This is a genomic window from Rhodopseudomonas sp. P1, assembly GCF_039642825.1.
GTDB lineage: Bacteria > Pseudomonadota > Alphaproteobacteria > Rhizobiales > Xanthobacteraceae > Rhodopseudomonas > Rhodopseudomonas palustris_H.
Map to the genome: position 1 here is coordinate 3,946,212 of NZ_CP088006.1, position 22,009 is coordinate 3,968,220.

At 67.1% G+C, this 22,009-nt stretch carries 25 protein-coding genes and 1 riboswitch; of the genes, 13 read left to right on the plus strand and 12 right to left on the minus strand.

Going from position 1 to position 22,009, the window contains the following annotated elements; translation table 11 throughout:
• The first annotated feature begins 174 nt into the window (after positions 1–174).
• The 4 genes from LRC39_RS18225 to LRC39_RS18240 all read left to right on the plus strand — a co-directional run bounded on the left by LRC39_RS18225 (position 175) and on the right by LRC39_RS18240 (position 4,481).
• Positions 175–813, plus strand: coding sequence for an HAD-IA family hydrolase (locus LRC39_RS18225; protein ID WP_346295187.1), 639 nt, complete (start codon positions 175–177; stop codon positions 811–813).
• Between the two features lie 232 nt (positions 814–1,045).
• Entirely contained in the window at positions 1,046–2,947 is a 1,902-nt protein-coding gene (locus LRC39_RS18230; protein ID WP_346295188.1) for a B12-binding domain-containing radical SAM protein, read from the plus strand.
• Positions 2,944–3,663 (plus strand): SDR family oxidoreductase, encoded by a 720-nt coding sequence (locus LRC39_RS18235; RefSeq protein ID WP_346295189.1) that lies wholly within the window; start codon positions 2,944–2,946, stop codon positions 3,661–3,663. Before LRC39_RS18230 ends, LRC39_RS18235 begins: the two co-directional genes overlap by 4 nt.
• Entirely contained in the window at positions 3,660–4,481 is an 822-nt protein-coding gene (locus LRC39_RS18240; protein ID WP_346295190.1) for an SDR family NAD(P)-dependent oxidoreductase, read from the plus strand. Before LRC39_RS18235 ends, LRC39_RS18240 begins: the two co-directional genes overlap by 4 nt.
• Before the next feature lie 11 nt (positions 4,482–4,492).
• On the opposite strand, the gene arsB is transcribed toward LRC39_RS18240, so the two are convergent.
• The 7 genes from arsB to LRC39_RS18275 all read right to left on the minus strand — a co-directional run bounded on the left by arsB (position 4,493) and on the right by LRC39_RS18275 (position 8,636).
• Complete coding sequence (gene arsB, locus LRC39_RS18245) at positions 4,493–5,545, minus strand: ACR3 family arsenite efflux transporter (protein ID WP_346295191.1); 1,053 nt, start codon at positions 5,543–5,545, stop codon at positions 4,493–4,495.
• 141 nt (positions 5,546–5,686) lie between these two features.
• The gene (gene arsC, locus LRC39_RS18250; protein WP_346295192.1) at positions 5,687–6,112 is read right to left on the minus strand and encodes an arsenate reductase (glutaredoxin); all 426 of its coding nucleotides are present in this window, start codon (positions 6,110–6,112) and stop codon (positions 5,687–5,689) included.
• The gene (locus LRC39_RS18255) at positions 6,112–6,639 is read right to left on the minus strand and encodes an arsenate reductase ArsC (protein WP_346295193.1); all 528 of its coding nucleotides are present in this window, start codon (positions 6,637–6,639) and stop codon (positions 6,112–6,114) included. Before LRC39_RS18255 ends, arsC begins: the two co-directional genes overlap by 1 nt.
• The gene (locus LRC39_RS18260; RefSeq protein WP_346295194.1) at positions 6,632–6,988 is read right to left on the minus strand and encodes an ArsR/SmtB family transcription factor; all 357 of its coding nucleotides are present in this window, start codon (positions 6,986–6,988) and stop codon (positions 6,632–6,634) included. The genes LRC39_RS18255 and LRC39_RS18260 overlap by 8 nt, the downstream gene beginning before the upstream one ends.
• Before the next feature lie 54 nt (positions 6,989–7,042).
• Positions 7,043–7,279, minus strand: a complete 237-nt coding sequence (locus tag LRC39_RS18265; protein ID WP_011159097.1) for a thioredoxin family protein — start codon at positions 7,277–7,279, stop codon at positions 7,043–7,045.
• Between the two features lie 11 nt (positions 7,280–7,290).
• Positions 7,291–8,340 carry a permease gene (locus LRC39_RS18270; RefSeq protein ID WP_346295195.1) on the minus strand — a complete coding sequence of 350 codons (1,050 nt, stop codon included), beginning with the start codon at positions 8,338–8,340 and terminating at the stop codon, positions 7,291–7,293.
• Positions 8,337–8,636 (minus strand): ArsR/SmtB family transcription factor, encoded by a 300-nt coding sequence (locus tag LRC39_RS18275; protein WP_142883130.1) that lies wholly within the window; start codon positions 8,634–8,636, stop codon positions 8,337–8,339. The genes LRC39_RS18270 and LRC39_RS18275 overlap by 4 nt, the downstream gene beginning before the upstream one ends.
• A gap of 96 nt (positions 8,637–8,732) precedes the next feature.
• Between LRC39_RS18275 and LRC39_RS18280 the strand changes: the two genes are divergently transcribed.
• Positions 8,733–9,089, plus strand: a complete 357-nt coding sequence (locus tag LRC39_RS18280; RefSeq protein ID WP_013501553.1) for an ArsR/SmtB family transcription factor — start codon at positions 8,733–8,735, stop codon at positions 9,087–9,089.
• A complete protein-coding gene (locus tag LRC39_RS18285; RefSeq protein WP_346295196.1) occupies positions 9,079–9,927 on the plus strand; it encodes an arsenite methyltransferase in 849 nt (282 codons plus the stop codon). Before LRC39_RS18280 ends, LRC39_RS18285 begins: the two co-directional genes overlap by 11 nt.
• A gap of 55 nt (positions 9,928–9,982) precedes the next feature.
• On the opposite strand, the gene LRC39_RS18290 is transcribed toward LRC39_RS18285, so the two are convergent.
• Together LRC39_RS18290 and LRC39_RS18295 are read right to left on the minus strand one after the other, a co-directional pair.
• A complete protein-coding gene (locus tag LRC39_RS18290; protein ID WP_263989135.1) occupies positions 9,983–10,183 on the minus strand; it encodes a DUF3606 domain-containing protein in 201 nt (66 codons plus the stop codon).
• 225 nt (positions 10,184–10,408) lie between these two features.
• Positions 10,409–11,857: a tryptophanase gene (locus LRC39_RS18295; protein ID WP_263989136.1), complete on the minus strand. Its 1,449-nt coding sequence runs from the start codon at positions 11,855–11,857 to the stop codon at positions 10,409–10,411.
• Positions 11,858–12,127: 270 nt separating this feature from the next.
• Here LRC39_RS18295 and LRC39_RS18300 point away from each other — a divergent pair, with 270 nt between their 5' ends.
• The 3 genes from LRC39_RS18300 to LRC39_RS18310 all read left to right on the plus strand — a co-directional run bounded on the left by LRC39_RS18300 (position 12,128) and on the right by LRC39_RS18310 (position 15,090).
• Positions 12,128–12,847 (plus strand): L,D-transpeptidase, encoded by a 720-nt coding sequence (locus LRC39_RS18300; protein ID WP_263989137.1) that lies wholly within the window; start codon positions 12,128–12,130, stop codon positions 12,845–12,847.
• A gap of 188 nt (positions 12,848–13,035) precedes the next feature.
• On the plus strand, positions 13,036–13,374 hold the full coding sequence (locus LRC39_RS18305; RefSeq protein ID WP_346295197.1) for a hypothetical protein: 339 nt from the start codon (positions 13,036–13,038) through the stop codon (positions 13,372–13,374).
• A gap of 156 nt (positions 13,375–13,530) precedes the next feature.
• Complete coding sequence (locus LRC39_RS18310) at positions 13,531–15,090, plus strand: DUF4403 family protein (RefSeq protein ID WP_346295198.1); 1,560 nt, start codon at positions 13,531–13,533, stop codon at positions 15,088–15,090.
• A 79-nt stretch (positions 15,091–15,169) separates the two neighbouring features.
• On the opposite strand, the gene LRC39_RS18315 is transcribed toward LRC39_RS18310, so the two are convergent.
• Together LRC39_RS18315 and LRC39_RS18320 are read right to left on the minus strand one after the other, a co-directional pair.
• Entirely contained in the window at positions 15,170–15,730 is a 561-nt protein-coding gene (locus LRC39_RS18315; protein WP_346295199.1) for a PRC-barrel domain-containing protein, read from the minus strand.
• Positions 15,731–16,004: 274 nt separating this feature from the next.
• The gene (locus LRC39_RS18320; RefSeq protein ID WP_346295200.1) at positions 16,005–16,553 is read right to left on the minus strand and encodes a hypothetical protein; all 549 of its coding nucleotides are present in this window, start codon (positions 16,551–16,553) and stop codon (positions 16,005–16,007) included.
• A 167-nt stretch (positions 16,554–16,720) separates the two neighbouring features.
• On the opposite strand from LRC39_RS18320, the gene LRC39_RS18325 reads away from it, so the two are divergent.
• Positions 16,721–17,443: a response regulator gene (locus tag LRC39_RS18325; protein ID WP_107356369.1), complete on the plus strand. Its 723-nt coding sequence runs from the start codon at positions 16,721–16,723 to the stop codon at positions 17,441–17,443.
• Positions 17,440–18,774 carry an ATP-binding protein gene (locus LRC39_RS18330; protein ID WP_346295201.1) on the plus strand — a complete coding sequence of 445 codons (1,335 nt, stop codon included), beginning with the start codon at positions 17,440–17,442 and terminating at the stop codon, positions 18,772–18,774. The genes LRC39_RS18325 and LRC39_RS18330 overlap by 4 nt, the downstream gene beginning before the upstream one ends.
• 13 nt (positions 18,775–18,787) lie before the next feature.
• Here LRC39_RS18330 and LRC39_RS18335 read toward each other — a convergent pair whose 3' ends face one another.
• Complete coding sequence (locus LRC39_RS18335) at positions 18,788–20,269, minus strand: hypothetical protein (RefSeq protein WP_346295202.1); 1,482 nt, start codon at positions 20,267–20,269, stop codon at positions 18,788–18,790.
• A 186-nt stretch (positions 20,270–20,455) separates the two neighbouring features.
• A riboswitch (TPP riboswitch) is annotated at positions 20,456–20,593 on the plus strand.
• On the opposite strand from LRC39_RS18335, the gene LRC39_RS18340 reads away from it, so the two are divergent.
• Together LRC39_RS18340 and thiS are read left to right on the plus strand one after the other, a co-directional pair.
• The gene (locus LRC39_RS18340) at positions 20,582–21,748 is read left to right on the plus strand and encodes an FAD-dependent oxidoreductase (RefSeq protein WP_346295203.1); all 1,167 of its coding nucleotides are present in this window, start codon (positions 20,582–20,584) and stop codon (positions 21,746–21,748) included. (Overlaps the previous riboswitch by 12 nt.)
• Positions 21,739–21,978 carry a sulfur carrier protein ThiS gene (gene thiS, locus LRC39_RS18345; protein ID WP_346295204.1) on the plus strand — a complete coding sequence of 80 codons (240 nt, stop codon included), beginning with the start codon at positions 21,739–21,741 and terminating at the stop codon, positions 21,976–21,978. The genes LRC39_RS18340 and thiS overlap by 10 nt, the downstream gene beginning before the upstream one ends.
• Positions 21,979–22,009: the final 31 nt, after the last annotated feature.

A 22,009-nucleotide genomic window follows, 5' to 3' on the forward strand; every position in this document is an offset into this window, starting at 1 on the left:
CACTGCCCTGTCACCTCTCAGGTCATTGGCGACCTGATTCAGAAAACAACCTAAAGGTTCAGGATTGGGATGCAAATAGGAACCATTATTGGAACTCACATCTGCGATCAGACTGGTCGCCGCTGCGAACGCGTGATAGCGCTCCGGCAAACAACAGCGGGGAGATGGAACGCGATGATCGAGGCGGTGATCTGGGATTTCGGCGGGGTGCTCACGAGTTCGCCGTTCGAGGCATTTGCACGGTTCGAGACCGAGCGCGGGCTGCCGATCGACATCATCCGCCGCACCAATGCCGCCAATCATTTCGAGAACGCGTGGGCCAAATTCGAGCGCGCGGAAATCGATCTCGACACCTTCGACGCGCTGTTCGCTGAAGAATCCCGCGCGCTCGGCGCCGAGGTGCGCGGCCGCGACGTTCTGCCGCTGCTGTCTGGGACGCTGCGGCCCGAAATGGTCGCGGCGCTGCGCACCATCAAGCAGAACCACAAGACCGGCTGCATCACCAACAACCTGCCCGCCAACGCGATCGGCTCGGCGTCGGGACGGACGCTGTACATCGCCGAGGTGATGGCGCTGTTCGACCACGTCATCGAATCCGCCAAGATCGGGCTGCGCAAGCCGGATCCGAAGATCTACCAGATGATGATCGAGGCGCTCGGCGTCGACCCGAAGGCTTGCGTCTATCTCGACGACCTCGGCGTCAATCTGAAGCCGGCGCGCGAGATGGGCATGGCGACCATCAAGGTGGTCAGCGCCGAACAGGCGATCGCCGAACTCGAAGACGCGACCGGGCTGAAACTGCGCGGCGCCTGATCGCCAATCTCCCTCGCCGCTCGTCGGCGGCGTCACTTCCTGACAGCCGCCGACCGTCGTTCGATATCCGGCGTCCGCGTAGTTTCCCGAGGCGCGCGGCGGCGCTGCTGCGCTTCTACTCATGCCAGAGTGATTGTATTGATTCGTGACGCGCCTCCGCGCTTTCATCAGCGGGCGGCGTCCGTGATTGCTTTGCGTTCGATCGTTCCTGCAAGCCCGCGAGTCCGCTGTGATGACCAAGGCCGCTGCGACCATCAGTTCCGCGTCGGATGATCGCGCCCGGATCCGCGCCGAGTTCGACCGCTTCGTTGCCGCCCGTTCGCTGCAGCGGCCGAGCGACCTGATCCTGATCCAGCCGGCGCTGGTGCCGCAGAGCTATTTCGACGTCACCACCGCGCGGAGCGGCGGCTACTACAACTTTCCTCCGGTGGGCCTGCTGTATCTCGCCGCCGCCGCCCGCGCCGCCGATCCCGCGCTGGGCATCCACCTGATCGACATCAATCATCAGCTGCTGAAGGCCGCGCATGGCGAGGCTTTCGACTACGGCCTTTGGCGCGATCTGGTGCGCGATGCGATCAAGGCCTGCGCCCACCCGCACGTCGGGGTGTCGTACATGTTCGGCACCACCAAGCCGTGCTTCACCGAAGTCATCGACCTGATCCGCAGCGAATTCCCGCAGGTGCCGATCCTGTGCGGCGGCGTGCAGGCGACGTTCGACTATCGGGAGATCCTGGCGAGCGGGCTGTGCGACATCGTCGCCCGCCACGAAGGCGAACAGCAACTGATCGGCTATCTCGGCGCGCTGGCCGGCAATCCGGATGCCGTTCCGGTCGGCATGGCATTCACCGAGGGCGGCGCCATCGTCGAGCTCGGCGCACCGCCACCGGATAATCCGGTGAACTGGGATGTCACGCCGTTCTACGACGCGATCCGGATCGAGGAGTATCACCGCTATGGCGGGCTCGGCGCATTCTCGCGCTATGTCGGCGCCGACAAGCCGTTCGCCACCGTGCTGGCCGCACGCGGCTGCCGCGCCCGCTGCACCTTCTGCACGGTGCGCAACTTCAACGGCTTCGGCCTGCGGCAGCGCACGGTGCAGGACGTCATCGACGAGGTGAAGCACCTCGTCACCGATCACGGCATCCGCTCGATCGACTGGCTCGACGACGATCTGCTGTGGGACCGGGAGCGCGCGCTGGCGCTGTTCAGGGGCCTCGCCGAGCAGGTGCCGGGGCTGGAATGGACCGCCAGCAACGGCCTGATCGCGGTGGCGATCGACGACGAGGTAATGCAGGCGATGGTCGCGTCCGGCCTGCGCGCCCTCAAGATCGGCGTCGAATCCGGCAACGACGCGATGCTGAAGACGATCAAGAAGCCGACCACCAAGCCGAAGCTCCGCGCCCGCGCCGAGCTGTTCGCCAAATATCCGGAGGTGTTCGTCTCGACCAATTTCATCATCGGCTTTCCCGACGAAACCTTCGGCCAGATGATGGACAGCTACGATCTGGCGGTCGAACTCGCCAGCGACTGGGCGAGCTTCTACATCTGCCAGCCGCTGAAGGGCACCGAGATGTTCTCGGCGTTCCAGTCGCTCGGCGACGCGCGCACCAAGGAAGAGCGCTACGACAAGACCATCAATCCGGGGCGCTCCGCCGAGCGCGGCGAATTCGGCTACCGCTTCGCGCGCGACCGCGTGCTGCGCACCGGCTGGGAGATCTTCGAGATCGACCGCGCCAGCGTGCCGGATCTCGAACAGCAGAAGGAGATCTGGTTCAGCTTCAACCTGGTCGCCAACTTCCTCGACAATCCGAACTTCCGGCGCGGCGGCAATGCCGCCAAGCTGGCGCGCTGGATCGAGGCGATCCACGACGGCTATCCGTACGACGCCTCGATGGCCGCGGCGCTGGCGCATGCTTATCACCTGCTCGGCGACGCGCAGCGCCATGCCCATCATCGCGCCGACTTCCTGCGGCTCACCGCAACCTCCGCCTATTGGCAGAACCGCGTCGCGCAATTCCCCGAGCTGCTGGCGCTGGCGCATGTCGAGCAGCCGCCGGGCTGGTTCGCGGGAACGATGCCGCGCGGTCTGACGCGGCCGCTGCCGCAGCCGCAGCGCCGACAGGTGCACGCATGAGTTTCGCCGGCAAGGCCGCGCTGGTCACCGGCGGCAGCAAGGGCATCGGCTTTGCGATCGCGCGGTCGCTGGCGCGGGCCGGCGCATCGGTGATGATCTGCGCCCGCGACGAGAGCGAGATCGCGCAGGCGCTGCCGGCGCTGCGCGACGGCGCGCGCGGCCGGGTTCACGGCCTCGCCTGCGATGTCCGCGACGAAGCGGCGGTGCGCCAACTGGTCGACCACACCGTCACGGCGTTCGACGGCCTCGATTTCCTGGTTAACAACGCCGGGGTCGGCCTGCTCGGACCGGTCGAGACGTTTCCGCCCGAGCACTGGCGGCTCACCCTCGATACCAACCTCACCGGCGCGTTCTATTGCTGCCACTACGCGATCCCGGCGCTGAAAGCGCGCGGCGGCGGCGCCATCGTCAACATCGGCAGCCGCTCCAGCGTCAACGCCTATGGCGGCGGCGCGGCGTATTGCGCCTCGAAATTCGGCCTGCTCGGCTTGTCGGAATCACTGCTGCAAGAGCTGCACCCGTTCGGCATCCGCGTCAGCTGCGTGATGCCGGGCCGGGTCGCGACCGATTTCGCCGGCGAGCCGCCGCAGGACTGGCATCTGTCGGCCGACGACGTCGCGCAGGCGGTAATCGACGCGCTGTCGTTCGCGCCGCGCGCGCTGGCGAGCCGGATCGAGCTGCGGCCGGCGCGGCCGCCATCGCCGGCGCCGAGATGAACGAGCGCACCGCCCTGCCCCTGCACGGCCGCCGCGCGATGGTCACCGGCGCCGCCCAGGGCATCGGCCTCGCGATCGCCCGCACGCTGGCGCTGCAGGGCGCGCAGGTCGTGCTGGTCAACCTCAAGCACGAGTCCGGCGAAGCGGCGGCACGCGCGATCAGGGACGCAGGCGGCGATGCGCGCTTCATCGTCGGCGACATGAGCGACGAGCCCGCGATCGCCGCAACGGTGGCGGCGAGCGCCGCCGCGAACGGCGGGCTCGATATCCTGGTCAACAACGCCGCGCCGACGCAGCGGGCGCGGCCGCCCTTCGCCGAGCAGAGCGCCGCACTGTGGGATGCAACCGAAGCGGTGATGCTGCGCGGCTACATGCTCACCGCGCAGGCGGCGCTGCCGCATCTGGCGCAAGCGCGCGGCGCGATCGTCAACCTGTCGTCGGTGCTGGCGCGCAGCGTCGCGCACGAGACTGCCGCCTATCACGTCGCCAAGGCCGGCGTCGAACAGCTCACCCGCTATCTCGCCTGGCATCTCGGCCGCAGCGGCGTGCGGGTCAATGCGGTGGCGCCCGGCGTGGTGGATCGCGATGTCGGCGCCAAGCTCAGCGACGATCCGGTCAATCGCGCGGTGCTCGAAGCTGCGGTGCCGCTCGGCCGCGCCGCCACCGGGGCCGAGATCGCCGAGGTGGTTGCGTTCCTGTGTTCGCCGGCGGCCGGCTACATCACCGGTCAGACGCTGGTGATCGACGGCGGCCTGTCGCTGGGCGAGCCGTTCGGCGTCGCCCGCGCCACCTTCCGCGCCGCGACCGGAGCCGCTTAATCAGGGCTCCGTCAGCCCGGCGTCCGCGCCACCGGGGCGCCCGCAGCGGTTTCGTACCAGCGCTTGGAGCGGTTGACGATCGCCACTACCGTCAGCATCACCGGCACCTCGATCAGCACGCCGACCACGGTGGCAAGCGCGGCGCCGGATTCGAAGCCGAACAGGCTGATCGCCGCAGCGACCGCGAGTTCGAAGAAATTGCTGGCGCCGATCAGCGCCGACGGGCCGGCAACGCAATGCTGCTCGCCAGACAGCCGATTGAGCAGGTACGCCAGCCCGGCGTTGAAATACACCTGGATCAGGATCGGCACCGCGATCAGCGCAATCACCAGCGGCTGCCTAATGATCTGCTCGCCCTGGAAGCCGAACAGCAGCACCAGCGTCGCCAGCAGCGCCACCAGCGACAGCGGCTGGAACACGCCGAGCAGCCGCTGCAACTGCGCCTCGCCGCCCGATGCCAGCGCCCAGCGCCGCAAGCCCTGCGCGATGATCACCGGCACCACGATGTACAGCACCACCGACAGCACCAGCGTGTCCCACGGCACGGTGATGGCCGACAGGCCAAGCAGCAAGCCCACGATCGGCGCGAAGGCAAATACCATGATGGTGTCGTTGAGCGCGACCTGGCTGAGGGTGAAATGCGGTTCGCCTTTGGTCAGGTTCGACCAGACGAACACCATCGCGGTGCACGGCGCGGCGGCGAGAATGATCAGCCCGGCGATGTAGGAGTTGATCTGCTCGGCCGGCAGATACGGCTTGAACAGGTAGCCGACGAACAGCCACGCCAGCGCCGCCATCGAGAACGGCTTCACCGCCCAGTTGATGAACAGCGTCACGCCGATGCCGCGCCAGTGCTCGCGCACCCGCCCGAGCGCCGCGAAGTCGATCCGCACCAGCATCGGAATGATCATCAGCCAGATCAGCGCCGCCACCGGCAGGTTGACCTTGGCGATCTCCGTCGCCCCGATCACCTGAAATGCCCCCGGCATCAGATGCCCGAGCCCGATGCCGACGACGATGCACAGCGCGACCCACAGGGTGAGATAGCGTTCGAAGGTGGACATCAGAGTTTGCCTTTCAACCGAGAGGCGTTGAGTGCGAATGATCCCTCCCCGTCATTGCGAGGAGCGAAGCGACGAAGCAATCCAGCTCGGTGCACGGGAGGCTGGATTGCTTCGCTCCGCTCGCAATGACGGAGAAAGTCCTTACGCCGTCGCCACCCGCCGCCCACTTGCGTCGATCACCAGTTCGCCGTCTTCCTTGCGGAATTCGCCTTGCTGCGGCGGCAGCAGGTCGAGGACTTGTTCCGATGGCCGGCACAGCCGCACGCCGTTCGGCGTCACCACCAAAGGCCGCTGGATCAGGATCGGATGCGCGATCATGGCGTCGAGCAGATCGTCGTCGCTGAGCGACGGATCGCCGAGCTTCAGCTCCGCATAAGGCGTGCCCTTTTCGCGCAGCGCCTGCCGCGGCGTGAGCCCGGCGCGGGCGATCAGTTGTTTCAGCAGCGCCCTGGTCGGCGGGCACTTCAGATACTCGATCACGTGCGGCTCGATCCCAGCGTTGCGGATCAGGCCGAGCGTGTTGCGCGAGGTGCCGCAGGAAGGGTTGTGATAGATGATGACGTCCATCACGCCACCTTCGGCCGGCCGAAGCTCACGCCGGCGAGCAGGCCGATCTCCTGCAGCTTGGTACCCAGCGCGACGCCATCGAGCATCTTGATCGGCAGCGCGGTGAAGGCGTCGATCCGGTTCTTCAGGAAGCGGAACGCCTGGACGAAGGCGCGCTCCTTATCGAGGTCACTGCCCTCGACCGCGGCGGGATCGTCGATGCCCCAATGCGCCGTCATCGGCTGGCCGGGCCACACCGGGCAGGCCTCGCCGGCGGCGTTGTCGCAGACGGTGAACACGAAATCCATCACCGGGGCGTCGGCGGCGGCGAACTCCTGCCAGCTCTTGGAGCGCAGCCCCTCGGTCGGGTAGTTGCCGTCCGCCAGCACTTTCAGCGCGAACGGATTGACCACGCCTTTCGGCTGGCTGCCGGCGGAGAAGGCGTTGAACCGGCCGCCGCCGTCCTTGCGCAGAATGCTCTCGGCCATGATTGAGCGGGCGGTGTTGCCGGTGCAGAGAAACAGCGCGTTGAAGATGCGATCAGACATCGACGGTCTCTTTCGAAGGACAACAGGGGGTCAGGTCGGCGATCAGCGGGGCGCAGATGTCGCTGCGGCCGTCGCAGCAATCCATCAGCATGAACAGCATCAGATCTCGGAACCGCCCCAGATCGGCGCGGTACACGATCGAGCGGCTGTGCCGCTCCGAGGTCACGAGGCCGGCGCGACTCAGCACGCCGAGATGCACCGACATGGTGTTGGCCGGCACTCCCACCGCTTTGGCGAGATCGCCGGCGGCGACGCCATCCGGCTCGCACCGGACCAGCAGCCGGAACACCGCGAGGCGGGTTTCCTGCGATAGGGCCGACAGAGCATCGAGGGCTGCACTTGCTTCCATAATTCATGAATAATGGAAGTATCAGCACCGGTCAAGTCCTGTCTCCGCCGCCGCTCAGCTCGACAGCCAGGCCGCGATGCTCTCGGCCTTCGGCAGCCCGCCAGCATGCACCACCTTGCCGTCCACCACCACGCCCGGCGTCGAGGCGATGCCGAATTTGGCAATCTCGGCGTAGTCGGTGACCTTCTCCAACCGGATCGGCACGCCGAGGCGGTCAGCCTCGCCCTGCACCAGAGCGGCGGTTTCGATGCAGCGCTTGCAGCCCGAACCCAGCACCTTGACGTCCTTCATGACCTTCTCCTTCAGCCGAACAGGAAATTGAACAGATAGCCGACCGCCAGGATACCGAGGCCGACGACGGCGACGAACACGGCGATCAGCCGGACCGTCAGCACCTTGCGCAGGATGATCAGTTCCGGCGCCGACAGCGCGGTAACGCTCATCATGAACGCCAGGGTGGTGCCGAGCGCGGCCCCCTTGCCGAGCAGCGCCTCGACCACCGGGACGATCCCGGCGGCGTTGGAATACATCGGAATGCCGATCGCCACCGCGGCCGGCACCGACCACCACGCATCGCGCCCCATGATCCCGGCGAGCAGCCCTTCGGGCACCCAGCCATGAATGCCGGCGCCGATCGCGATGCCGGCGATGATCCACGGCCACACTCGACCGACGATGTCGCGCACCGCCTCGACCCCGGCGTCGATCCGGTCCGACACGCTGAGGCGCTCGGCTTCGAGCGGCGCCGCTTCAGTGCGCAGTGCCCGCACCCAGTCTTCCAGCCAGGCCTCGAGATGCAGCCGGCCGATCACCATGCCGGCGACGATCGCCACCGCGAGGCCGAGCAACAGATACAGCAGCGCCACCTTCCAGCCGAGCAGCGCCAGCAGCAGCCCGAGCGCGACCTCGTTGACCAGCGGCGCGGAGATCAGGAACGAGAACGTCACCCCGAGCGGCACGCCGGCGCTGACGAAGCCGATGAACAGCGGCACCGCAGAACACGAGCAGAACGGCGTCAGCACGCCGAGCCCGGCAGCGGCGACATTGCCGACGCCTTCGCGCCGCCCGGCGAGCAGCGCACGGGTGCGTTCAGGCGAGAAGAAGCTGCGCACCACGCCCATTGCGAACACGATCAGCGTCAGCAGCATCAGCACCTTGGGAGTGTCATAGATGAAGAACGCGAGCGCCCGCGCCGAACCGCCGGCCGGATCGAGCGGAAGCTGGCGCACGATCCATTCCGAAGCCGGCGACAGCACCGCGTACACCGCGCCCCATAGTGCCACGAGCAGGACGGTGACGATCAGTTTGGTCGTCATCAAGCGAGACTTGCCGGACAGTGCGGTGGTGGTCATGCGGCCCTCGCGCGCCGTTTGCGCCTGAAGGCGAGCGCGGCCTCGACCAGCGCCACCGCTTCGGGCGACAGATTCGGAGAGCGCCGGTAGCGCACCCACTGCGCGTCGCGCCGATCGATGACCAGACCGGCGCTGCGTAGCACCGCCATATGCCGAGACATCCGCGACTGCGTCGCGCCGAGCACGCGCATCAGTTCGCAGACGCAATGCTCCTCGCCGTCCCACAGCAGCCGCACCGCTGCGAGCCGGGTCGGATCGGAGAGCGCGTTGAGATAGCAGAGAGCTTCGGTGTCCATCGCAAACAAATGCGCTTATGCGCATAAGCGGTCAAGCACAAACAGCTTGACCAACAATTCGATGATTGTAGAATTATCGAAAATGAGATCGATGCCATGACCGACACCGTCGATATCGCCCGCTTCGCCGACATGCTCGCCGCGATGGGCACCGAGCCCAGGCTCCGCATCATGCGCACGCTGCTGTCGGCGCATCCGGACGGGCTGGTGGTCGGCGAGATCGGCGACGAACTCGGCATAGCTCCGTCGACGCTGTCGCATCATCTCGACAAGCTGAAGAACGAAGGCCTGGTGCAGTCCCGCCGCGAAGGCACCTTCCTGCGCTACACCGCCAACGCCGATGCGCTGCGCGAGCTGCTGGCCTTCCTCTATGCCGAATGCTGCACCCGCTCCCGCGCGGTGCGGGCCGAAGACGTCGTCTGCTGCCCAACGGAGAACCGCAATGCCCACTGACGTGCAAGACATGAAGGACATCGTCCGCGAGAAATACGCCGGCGCAGCGCTGAAGGTCGCCACCGGCGGCAGCGCCTCGTGCTGCGGGTCGTCGGCACTTCCCGGCGCCAGCCCGATCACCAGCAATCTCTACGACGCCGCGCAGGAACAGGGCCTGCCGGCCGAGGCGATGCTGGCCTCGCTCGGCTGCGGCAACCCGACCGCGCTGGCGCAGTTGTCGCCGGGTGAGACCGTGCTCGATCTCGGCTCCGGCGGCGGCATCGACGTGCTGCTGTCGGCGCGCCGGGTCGGCCCGACCGGCAAGGCCTACGGCCTCGACATGACCGACGAGATGCTGGCGCTGGCGCGCGATAACCAGCGCAAGGCCGGCGTCGACAACGTCGAATTCCTCAAGGGCGAGATCGAGGCGATCCCCCTGCCCGACGCTTCGGTCGACGTGATCATCTCGAACTGCGTCATCAACCTGTCGGGCGACAAGGACCGCGTGCTGCGCGAGGCGTTCCGGGTGCTGAAGCCGGGCGGCCGGTTCGCGGTGTCGGACGTGGTGACCCGCGGCGAGATTCCGGAAGCGCTGCGCCGCGACGTGCTGCTGTGGGTCGGCTGCCTCGCCGGCGCGCTCGACGAGAGCGACTACGTCGCCAGGCTGGCCGCCGCCGGCTTCGCGCAGATCTCGATCGAGCCGACCCGCGTCTACGACATCGAGGACGCGCGCGAATTCCTCGCCGGCAAGGGCATCGACGTCGACGCCCTCGCCCCCAAGATGCAGGACAAGTTCTTCAGCGGATTCATTCGGGCCAGCAAGCCCGATGGAAACTCGCCCGCAGGATGTTGCACCTGAGCGCGGTGTCCTGGCGAAGTCATTGCGAGCCGGGATCACCCCGCCCGCCGGCGCGTCACCCCTTCTTCGCCAGCCGCTTCTCGACCTTCTTGCGCGCGTTGCCGACTTTCTTGACGGCCTTCTTCACCGCGGGCGCGGAGCGGCCGGTCTTTTTGGCTTCATAGCGGACTTCGTAGTCCTGGCCGCCGGCAACGCGGGCGCGGTCCTGCTTGCGTCCGCGCGTCGTGGTCTTCTTGGTGGCTTTCTTCGCAGCCATGCTGACCTCCTGATGTTGCCCCCGTGAGCAACGCATTCAGGAATCCCAGGTTCCGAAGACGCGGCGTCGTAACGAATTGAATCGACCGTACGTTTGCCGCCCTCGTCATGGCCGGCATCGTTCCGGCCATCCACGCCTTGCTCGACAGGTCTCCAAAACGTGGATGCCCGCGACAAGCGCGGGCATGACGACGTTTGTGCTGCAAGAGACGAGTAACAGCGATGATTACAGGCTGTCGCCAAAGTCCTCGCGGAACTTCGCCACCAGCTTGTTCTGCCAGTCGGTCACCGGCTTGAGCAGGCCGTAGAAGAACCGCAGCACTTCCGGCTCCTCGACGAAGGTCAGGCCCTCGATCAGCTTGCGGTTGGCGTACAGCCAGGCGATGCGGTCGACCGCGTATTTCACCTGCGACAGCGTGAACACCCGGCGCGGCATCGCGAGGCGCACCAGCTCCATATTGGCGTAGATCTCGCTGCCGTCGGGCTCGCGTTGTTCGGACAGCGTGCCGCGCTCCATGCCGCGGATGCCGGAGGCGACGTACAGCGCCGCCGCCAGCGCGCCGGCCGGATATTGCGACTGCGGGATATGGTCGACGAACCGCTTGGCGTCGATGTGGCAGCCGAGGCCGCCGGGCGGCGTGATCACCGGAACGCCGCGCTCGACCAGCTGGTCGACCATATAGGCGATGAACTGCGGCCCCTGGTTGATCATTTCCTCATCCATGGTCTCTTCGAGGCCGACGGTGAGCGCTTCCATTTCGCGCACCGACATGCCGCCATAGGTGAGGAAGCCTTCATACAGCGGCACCAGCGGCCGCATCTTCTCATACAGCGCGCGGTCGCGGATGCAGATGCCGCCGCCGCGGGCGCAGCCGAGCTTGCGCGCCGAGAAGTAGATGATGTCGCACAGGTCGGCGGTGCGGCGGGTGATCTCGCGGATCGACAGCGTCTTGCAGTGATCCTCGCGGGTCTTGTTGAAGTACAGATTGTCGGCGAGCAGGCTGGCGTCCAGCACCAGCGGAACGCCGTGCTCCTTGCAGACGTTGCTGACGTCGGCGAGGTTCTGCAACGACACCGGCTGGCCGCCGATCAGGTTGGTGCCGCTCTCCATCCGAACGAAGCCGATATTGGCGGCGCCGACCTTCTCGATCACCGCCCGCAGCTTGGCGATGTCCATGTTGCCCTTGAACGGGTTGGCGCTGGTCACTTCGAGGCCGGCGTCGGTGACCAGTTCCTCCACCGTGCCGCCCTGCAGCACGATGTGCGCCTTGGTAGTGGTGAAGTGATAGTTCATCGGCACCACCTTGCCGGGCGTGACGAACACCTTGGCGAGGATGTGCTCGCAGGCGCGGCCCTGATGGGTCGGCAGGAAGTAGTGCATGCCGAAGATGTCGCGGAGCTTGTCTTCGAGCCGGGTGTAGGTGGCGCTGCCGGCGTAAGAGTCGTCGGCAGTCAGCATCGCGGCCTGCTGGCGGTCGCTCATCGCGTTGACGCCGGAATCCGTCAGCATGTCGAGGAAGACGTCGTCGTTCTTCAAGAGGAAGGTGTTGTTGCCCGCCTCGGTGATCTTCTCCAGGCGGCGTTCGACCGGCGGCAGGTTGAGTTTCTGTACGATCCGCACCTTGTGCATCTCGAGCGGCACCGCCTCGTTGCCAAAAAACTTCACTGTCGCCATGTCGTCAAACTCCCCCGACCCTTGCCCGCACCGCGCGGGGGCCTTGGCTTATCGGGCAGGCGGGCTTTCTCAATTGCGCTTGATCAAACGATCCGGCGCGCCAGCGGGAGGCCGCCGGGCGGACAGGCGAAACAAATCCCTACTGCGACGAAACCAAATCCATCGGTCGGCGAAAACGTCCGGAAACGGATGGTGGAGTACAGGTAGCGCCAACAAGTCGCCGAAAAGGCGTCGAGGCGAACGAACCGAGCACCCACAGGGGGACCCGACATGATCCGTTTTCCGCGCACCAGCCGTGCCGCTGCGGTCGCCATCGTCGCGATCGGGACCATCGCCATCGCCGCACCCGCGAATGCGGCGCAGACGCTGCCCTTCCCGTTCCTGCCTTTCCTGCCGCAGCCGGAAGCAATGCAGCCGCTGGCCTACGCGCCGGTCGAACAGACCGCACCGCAGCCCCAAGTCGCACCGCAGGAAGACGAGGACGGCACCGTCGCCGAGCTGCCCGCCCGGCTGAAGCGCCAGATCGTCGCCTATCAGACCCGCGAAGCCCCCGGCACCATCATCGTTGATACGCCCAACACCTATCTGTACTACGTGCTCGGCAGCGGGCGTGCGATCCGGTACGGTATCGGGGTCGGCCGTGATGGTTTCACCTGGTCGGGCGTCAAGGCGGTCGCCAGAAAGGCCGAGTGGCCGGATTGGACGCCGCCGCCGGAAATGATCGCCCGCCAGCCCTATCTGCCGCGCCACATGGCCGGCGGCCCCGGCAACCCGCTCGGCGCCCGCGCGATGTATCTCGGCGGCACCGTGTATCGCATCCACGGCACCAACGCGCCGTCGACCATCGGCACCCACGTCTCCTCTGGCTGCATCCGGCTGACCAATGAGGACGTCAAGGATCTGTATTCGCGGGTCAACGTCGGCGCCAAGGTGATTGTGCTGCCCGACAACCGCCGCGCCGCCGATGCCGGCACCGGACGCCGCGGCTGAGTTCGCCCCGGCGGTAAGCGATGAGTTAATTTAAAGCGCGCGGTCTCGCCGGAGGCCGCGCGTATCTGCGTCAAGCATCCATCGCCGCTCACCGCGGCGGTTGTCAGCTAACCGTCAGCACGACGGAACTATCAGTTCGCCTGATCGCGGCCCATTGGCCCTCCGCGCCGCGACGAAGGGGGACTGTGATGGACAAGCCGATCGACTCCGCGGCCCTGGTATCGCGCCGGCGCCTGCTCGACATCGCCGGCCTCACGCTGGCAGCGACCTGCACGGCCGCGACGACCGGCCGGGCGCAGCCGGCCGCCGGATGTTCGGCGATGATCCCGCGGAAATCATCGCAGCAGGATGCCCGCTTCGTCGCGACCGCGACCTCCGGGCGGCGCTGCGGCTCCTGCCGGTTCTATCAGGCACCGGACCAGTGCCTGGTGGTCGAAGGGCCGGTCAGCGCGGATTCGGTGTGCAATCTGTGGGCACAGCGCGGTGGCGCACTGGGCTGCGAGCCCGACGGGCCGATCAGGCTGTAATTTCCGGCAACACTCCGCCGCATCTGCGGCGCCGTTGCCGGCGATATCGCGGCGGTTCGCGGGTCTTTCCACGGCTTGGCGGCCCGCGGGGCTGGCGCGGCTGGCGCCCCCCGCCCCCGGGCTGTATTGTCCCGGCCGTTCCGCCCCGGGGTATCGATGCGTTTCGTCAAGTTTGGATTGGTAGCACTCGCGATCGTCGCGATTTCATTCACGGTCACGCTGAAGGCGTTCGACTGGCTGGCGCCGCGCGCCATCTCGCCGCCGAGCCTGCAGGCGCTGCCGCCCTTGCCGCCGATCCGGCAGTCCACCGTGGTGGTGCCGGTGTCGGTGCCGCTCGGCACCATCCGCGACCTGGTCGACGCAGTCGCGCCGCGCACCTTCTCCGGCAAGGCCAACAATCCGCTGTCGCAATATGTGCAGAACGCCGACATCCAATGGACCGCGACCCGCGGCACCGTGACGGTGCGCGGCGCCAAGGATCAGCTCACCATTACCTCGCCGCTCACCGGCACGGTGAATGCCAAGGGCTCGCTGTCGGCCAACACTCAGTCCAAGGTCGACGAGACGCTCGGCCGGCTGCTCGGCAACAAGATGGCCAAGCAGATCGGCGTCAACATCAAGTCGTTCAACGCCAACGGCGAGATCAAGGGCACCATCGCGATCAGTGCGCGGCCGCAGGTGCTGCCGAACTGGCATGTCGATCCGCATCTCGATGCCGAAGTGGCGCTGTCGGATTCCGGCGTCTCGGTCGGCGGCGTCCGCATCGACGTGCCGCAGCAGGTCAAGCCGGTGATCGACAAGGCGATCGCCGATCAGCTCGGCGTGCTTGAGCGCCAGATCCGCGACGACGGTGCGCTGGAGCGCAGCGCGCGGCGCGAATGGGATCGGCTGTGCCGCTCGGTGCCGCTGCAGGGCGCCGGCATTCCCAACGGCTTCTTCCTGGAACTTCGGCCGACCCGGGCGCTCGCAGCCCAGCCGCAGGTCGATGCCGCAGCCGCCACGCTGACGCTCGGCATCGTCGCCGACACCCGCATCACCGCCGGTCCGACCAAGCCGCAATGCCCGTTCCCACCGGCGTTACAGATGGTCGCGCCGGACAACGCCGGCGTCAAAGTCGCGGTGCCGATCGACATTCCGTTCCAGGAGCTCGACCGCATCCTCGAAGCGCAGTTCGTCGGCAAGACCTTCCCGGAGGGCGACAGCCGCGCCGCCATCACGGTGAAGCGCGCCAAGCTCGCCGCCAGCGGCGACCGGCTGCTGATCTCGCTGCTGGTCGATGCCAAGGAGAACCGCAGCTTCTTCGGCTTCGGCACCGAAGCGACGCTGCACATCTGGGGCCGCCCGACGCTCGATCAGGAAGACCAGACGCTGCGGCTGTCGGACATCAAGCTCGCGGTCGAATCCGAAGCCGCGTTCGGCCTGCTCGGCGACACCGCCCGCGCCGCGGTGCCCTATCTGGAGAAGGCGATCGCCGACAAGGCGGTGATCGACCTCAAGCCGGAGTCGACCAATATCCAGCGCCGGGTCGGCAATATGATCGCGACCTACCAGCGCAACGAGGACGGTCTTCGCATTTCCTCGGAGATCTCCAGCCTGCGGCTGTCGGACCTGGTGTTCGACTCCAACATGCTGCGGATCACCGCCGAGGCCAACGGCATCCTCGAGGTCAAGGTGACCCGGCTCAAACCGCCGGAGCTGCCGCAAGTCCCGCGGTAATCCGTTTCATTACAACGCGCACAAACGCCGCCGGCAAAACCGGCGGCGTTTGCATGACGGGACCTGAGGTCCGCGTCGCTTACTTGGAGTACTTGAACTCCGGCATCGACTTCAGCTGATCCTTGGTGGCGTTCAGCACCGCGTGGTCCGGATACCAGCGATCGGCGTTGTTCGCAGTCGCCGAGGTCGAGGAGCCGCTCGAGGTCGCAGCACCGGTGGTGGTGCCGGCGGCCGGAGAAGCGGTCGAGGTGCCCGAGCCAGCCGGAGTGGTCTGGCTGTTCATCGCGGTGTTCGACGACACCGGGGTGTTGACCCACTGCAGCTTGTCGAACGTCACCGCAACGTCACGCTGGCCGACGCCGAGGAAGCCGCCGACGCCGATCACGACGCCCTGGATACGGCCCTGGTTGTCGATCAGCAGTTCGCTGATGTCGCCGAGCTTCTCGTTGCCCTGGTTGTACACGTTGACGCCGATCAGCTTGGACGCACGCCACTGACCCATGTGCTGCGCTTCCGACGCCGCAGTCGACGACTTCGACATCGTGCTGCTGTTGTCGGCCGGCGCCGGATTCTGCGCGTAGGCGGCGGACGCGAGGAGCGTGGTCCCCAGCAGACCGGCGATGATCGTCTTGGCTTTCATTGGCTTGCCCTCTTCCTTGTGAATGGTGCCTACAAAACCGCGGACTCCACTCAGCGTTCCCGCAATCGAACTTTTTTTAGCGCCTTGCGGCGCACCAACCGATTAGTACGCAAGACCGCTCACGAGTTCCGATGAGTTCCGTCGGTTCCGCGGCAACGCTTGATCACCGCGTCAGACATTCACCAACGAAAAGAGCGCATCCCCTTGCGCCGAAGCGAAAGGGAATGCGCTCGAACCGACGGCGTCACACAGTCGGATTACGAAGCAGAGACGATCAGGTCTGGTAGTTGATCAAGAGCGCGGTGAACGAGCCAGATGAAGCCGCCGAGCCGCTGGCGCTGTAGGCGTTGGCGGTCGACGATTGCTGATCCTGCAGCAGTTGCAGGAACTGCTTCAGAATGTCGCTGATGTCGGACGATGACGACGAATCCGTCGAGGTGCTGGACGACGACGTGCTGCTGCCGTCATCGGGCGGCGGCGGACCACCGGCACCGCCGCCCGGAGGCGGCCCGCCGGCGAAGGTGTTCTTGAACACGTTCTGCAGTTCGGTGGCCTGATCGGTGGTCAGCTTGCCGCTCGAGACTTCGCCGGCGATCAGGTCGTCGATCTTGGATTTCAGGTCGGTGGGGCGCGAGTCCGAGCTGCTGCTGGAGCGGCTGCTCTGCAGCGAAGAGTCGATGTCTTGCAGCGCCGACGACAGCGCGTCGGCGTCGCTGGATTTCACGGTACCGGACGAGACTTCCGACGCGAGCTCCTTCTGCAGGAGTTGCAGCGGTGAGAGATAGCTGCTGCCGCCCGCGGCAGCGGAGGAAATTGCGGTCATGGGGCAGGCTCCGGGTTTGGATCGAAGCCGACGCTATGGTTAATCGATTAACAAGACCTTCGCCAAAGTCTTGAGTTAGTTGCGGGTTTTTGCCGGGCGCCAGGTAGAAACAATCGGAAACAAGATTCTCTGCTACAGTCCCGGCAAAACATCGCAAAACCCCTGCCATGAGCACCGCACCACCATCGATTCTCGTCGTCGAAGACGACCGCGAGACCCGCGCGCTGATCGCCAAATATCTCCGCGCCAACAATTGCAACGTCGCCACCGCCGCGGACGGCCGCGAGATGGAGCGCTGGATCGCCGATCATCGCGTCGATCTGGTGGTGCTCGACGTGATGCTGCCAGGCGAGGACGGGCTCAGCCTGTGCCGGAAGATCCGCGCCAATTCGGCGCTGCCGATCATCATGCTGACCGCACGGGGCGACGATGTCGACCGCATCCTCGGCCTGGAAATGGGCGCCGACGATTATTTGCCGAAGCCGTTCAACCCGCGCGAACTGCTGGCGCGGATCCGCTCGGTGCTGCGCCGGCAAGCGAGCGCAGTCACCGCAAGCGCTACAGCCGGCGCCACCACGCTCGGCTTCCTCGGCTGGCGGATGGACTGCCGGCGCCGCGAATTGCGCAATCCCGAGGGCGCGCTGGTGGCGATGACCAGCGCCGAATTCGACCTGCTGCAGGCGCTGTGCGAACGCGCCGGCCGGGTGCTGTCGCGCGAGGCACTGCTCGATCTCACCCACGGCCGCAATGTCGGCGCGTTCGAGCGCTCGATCGACGTGCTGATCAGCCGCATCCGCCGCAAGATCGAACCCGATCCGCGCGAAGCCACGCTGATCAAGACGGTGCGGGCCGGCGGCTACGTGTTCACGCCGGAGGTCGAAACCGCATGAGCCTGCGCGCGCGGCTGGCGGCGCTCGGCTTCGGCCTGAAGCCGGAAGGCATCCGCGGCCAGATCGCGATTCTGGTGCTGGCGTCGATCATCGCCAGCCACATCATCATCGCGGTGGCGTTCTTCGCCAACCGGCCCGACATGCCGCGACCGCCGCAGCAGCCGGAGCCGCATCAGCTCTACGAATTCGCCGAACTGATCGGACGCACGCCGGCGGCGGACCGCCCGCAGCTGATCGTCACCATCGCAGCTGCCTTCCCGGAGCTCGAACTCGCCGGCACCACGGCCGTGGCGCGTCCGCATGACGGCGCCTGGCCGCCGCACCAGATCGACTATCTGCGACGGCATCTCGGGCCGGACTATCGGGTCGACCTCGCCGGCGGCGACCGGATCGTCATCACCCTGCCCGAAGGTGACGCGATCAGCGCGCGACTGCCACCGGAGCGGCGCCGGCCGGTGCTCGGCAATCCGTGGATGGCGTCGCTGCTGATCGGCGTGGTCAGCCTCGCGCTGCTCGGGCTGTGGGCGGCGCGGACGCTGGCGGCGCCGCTGTCGGCATTCGCCACCGCGGCCGAGACCTTCAGCCTGGATAGTTCGGACGCGCCCCTGCCGGAGCGCGGACCGGCCGAGATCCGCTCGCTGGCGCGGGCGCTGAACCGGATGCGCGAGCGCATCACCACGCTGATCGAGGATCGCACCCGGATGCTGGCGGCGATCAGCCACGATCTGCGCACGCCGATCACCCGGATGCGGCTGCGCGCCGAATTCATCGAGGACGATCACCAGCGCACCCAGACGCTGCACGATCTCGACCAGATGGGCGCGATGCTGACCGCGGTGCTGACCTTCCTGCGCGACGGCGCCACCCGCGATGCGCCGACGCTGATCGACCTCGCCAGCGCAATGCAGCTGATCACCGATCAGTTCGCCGACATCGGCGCCAAGGTCGCGTATCAGGGCCCCGAGCACGCGATGGCAATGGCGCGTCCCGGCGACCTGCATCGCGCAGTCACCAACCTGGTCGAAAATGCCGTGCGGTTCGGCACCGAGGTGACGATCCGGCTGGCGCTGCATCAGGACGAGATCGTCATTGAGGTCGAGGACGACGGCCCGGGCATTGCCGATGCCGACAAGGACAGCGTGATGCAGCCGTTCGTGCGCGGCGACGACGCCCGCAACATGGACGACAGCTCCTCGTTCGGCCTCGGCCTGTCGATCGCCCGCGCCATCGCCCGAGGCCACGGCGGCGAGCTGTCGCTGCACACCCGCACGCCGCACGGCCTGATCGCGCGCATCACCCTGCCCCGCCAGGCCCCCAGCCGTACGGCCTGACCGGCGGGACGTATCAGCGCGGCGGAGTGACCGTCAGCGCCGGGCTCGGCGGCGCGCCGGGCTTGCGCTGGTGGATCACCGCAAGGTCATCGGCATAGACCTTCTGCCAGCCCTCGGTCCGGTCGAGCAGCTTTGCGGCGGGGCTGCTCGGGATCAGCAGCGTCGCATCGACGGCGTAAGCATCGAGCAGGCGGAACAGCTTGTCGGGCGCGCGCAGCCGGATCGCGTCGTCGTGATCGACCACCAGCGCTTCGCCGAACAGCTCGGTCCGGCCGTCGATGAAGGTCGGCACGCCGTTCGCGATCAGATAGCCGCCGAAATTGTAGTCGTTGAACACCCGCTTCGCACCCAGCCGCTTCAGCTCGGCGACCGCGGCCTGCGGCGCGAACAGCGAACGCGGCGCGAAGCTGTGCCACGTCGCAAACGCCAGCGTGCCGCCGACCGCCAGCGCCAGCAGCGCGGCAGTCAGGCCGCGCGCCGACGGCGCTCCCTGAGCCGGCGCGGCAATGCCGCATTGCGCGGCCAGCGGCGCGGCGAGCACCAGCGGCGCCAGCAGCGCCAAGAGTTCGAGATTGCGGCTATGGCTCAGCGCCATGTGGATCAGGCCGAGCAGGATCAGGATGCGCACCGGCGGCAGCGTCACGCCGCGCAGCAGCGCCAGGCCGAGGCCGCCCAGCAAGGTGATCTCGAGCACGCCGATCTTGGAGAAATCCTCCGGCGCCCATTCCCCGATCCGGCTCAGCGCCTCGCCAAGCGACAGGATCTTGCGCGACGCCAGGATCGAGTCCCAGCCATAGGGCGTCAGGCATCCGGCGGCCAGCGCGAGCGCCCCGAACAGCGCCCAGCGCAGCAGCAACGCGACACGGCGCGTCCGCTCCGCGGACAGCACCGCATCGAGCGCGAACGGCGCCACCAGCGCGATGCCGAATACGAAGCCGCCGTGCAGATTGGCCCATAGCGTGATCAGCGGCAGCGTCCACAATGACGGCACGCCGCGGCGGTCCGCGGCGCCGACCAATGCGCCAACCCAGGCCAGCATCACCGGCATTGCTAGGACGTGCGGCCGTGCCAACATGTGCGGGGCGGTCAGGGCCAGGGCGGCGGCGGCGAAGATCACGGTGGCGGTGTCGTTCAGCCGCGCGCCGAGCAGCCGCGCCAGCAGATAGAACGTGCCGCCGAGCGCGCCCGCCGTCAGCACCACCGGCCCGGCCCAGCCGGCAAGCTGATAGCTCGCCGCGAACGCGACCTGCGCCAGCCATTGCGTCGAGATCCACGGCTGGCCCGCCATCGTGAACGAGTAGCTGTCGGTCCACGGCACCGCGCGGTGGTCGATGATCCACTGCCCGATCGTCACCTGCCAAAGCGTATCGGGATCGTTGAGCAGCCGGTCGCCGGAGATCAGCAGCAGCGCATAGACGCCGAGCCCGATCGCCAGCGGCCACAGCCGCGGCCTGGCGAGGCTGATCTGGTTGGCGTCGGCGACGGTGATGGTCATGCAGCGGCGCTCGCTTGCAGGTTGCGGCTGCAGCGATCCAACACGCCGGCGGATAATTTGGCGTAAACCGGAACACGCGCGGCGGCGGCGCCCGCGCGCGGCGAGGAACCCGGCGTGCTGCGCGGCTTTGCCCACCAGCATCGCACCAAAGGCACGTTGACACGGCAGGGCATCGGCCTACATTGAGCCCGTTCCGAGGGGGGCTCCGACGAGGAGCTGAGATACCGCACGCTCGCCGCTTCGATTCGCGAGGCACAGAGACCGCGGTGACCCTTTGAACCTGATCCGGGTCATGCCGGCGAAGGGACAGGGATGCATCAGACAGTCGAAGGCCGCGGCGGGGCCGAATCCGCCAATCTTTCCGCGTTTGCTTCCGTTGCTTCAGCTTCCGTTGCTTCGGCTTCAGTCGCTTCTGCGGCGGCTGCTTCGGCATCAGCCGCTTCGGCGTTGACCGCCGCGGCGCTGCGCAGCGAGAAGCCGGACCTCCGCAAGGATGCGCCGGTGTCGGTGATCGGCGCCGGCATCGCCGGGGCCTGGCAGGCGCTGCTGCTGGCGCGCGCCGGCCGCAAGGTCAGTCTGTACGAGCGCGGCGACAACGAGATGACACAGGCCACCAGCCATTGGGCGGGCGGCATGCTGGCGCCGTATTGCGAGGCCGAGGGCGCCGAGCCGATGGTCAGCCAGATCGGGATGCGCTCGCTGGAGATGTGGCGCAAGGAATTCCCGGACGCGGTGTTCAACGGCTCGCTGGTGGTGGCACATCCGCGCGACCGCGCCGACTTCGAGCGGTTCGCCAAGATGACCACCGGCCATCAGCGCGTCGACGCCGACGGCATCGCCGAGCTGGAGCCCGCGCTGGCCGGCCGGTTCCGCGAAGGTCTGTTCTTCCCGGACGAAGGCCATGTCGAGCCGCGGCTGGTGCTGGCGCGCCTGCACGAGCGGCTGATCGAGGCCGGCGGCGCGATCCATTTCGAATCGGAAATGACCCCGGAAGATCTCGACGGCCTGGTGATCGACTGCCGCGGCCTCGCGGCCCGCGACAAGGCGCCCGAGCTGCGCGGCGTCAAGGGCGAGATGGTGGTGATCAAGACCGCCGAGGTGCAGCTGTCGCGACCGGTGCGGCTGATGCACCCGCGCTGGCCGCTCTACGTCATCCCGCGCCAGAACAATCACTTCATGCTCGGCGCCACCACGGTCGAAAGCGAAGACGAGCTGGTGATGGTGCGCTCGGCGCTGGAACTGCTGAGCGCCGCCTATGCGGTGCATCCGGCGTTCGGCGAAGCCCACATCGTCGAACTTGGCGCCGGGCTTCGCCCCGCCTTCCCCGACAACCTGCCGCGGATCGCCATCGGCAACCGCCGCGTCGCCACCAACGGCCTGTATCGTCACGGCTTCCTGATGGCGCCGTCGCTGGCCGAGAAGGTGGTGGCCTATGTCGAGCGCGGCGAGATCGACAATCAGGTGATGCGATGCTTGTGACCATCAACGGCGAACAGCGCGAGATCCAGTCGGCCAGCGTCGCGGCGCTGATGACCGAGCTCGACTGCACCGGCGGCCACTTCGCCGTCGCGCTCAACTACGACGTCGTCCCCCGCGGCAAATGGGACGAAACCCCCGTCACCGCCGGCGACGAAATCGAGATCCTGACGCCGCGGCAGGGGGATGAGGATGGCCTCGCCCCGGACATCACCGTCCTTCAATCGGGGTGATGCACCGCGCACGCCCCACACACCCCCGTCA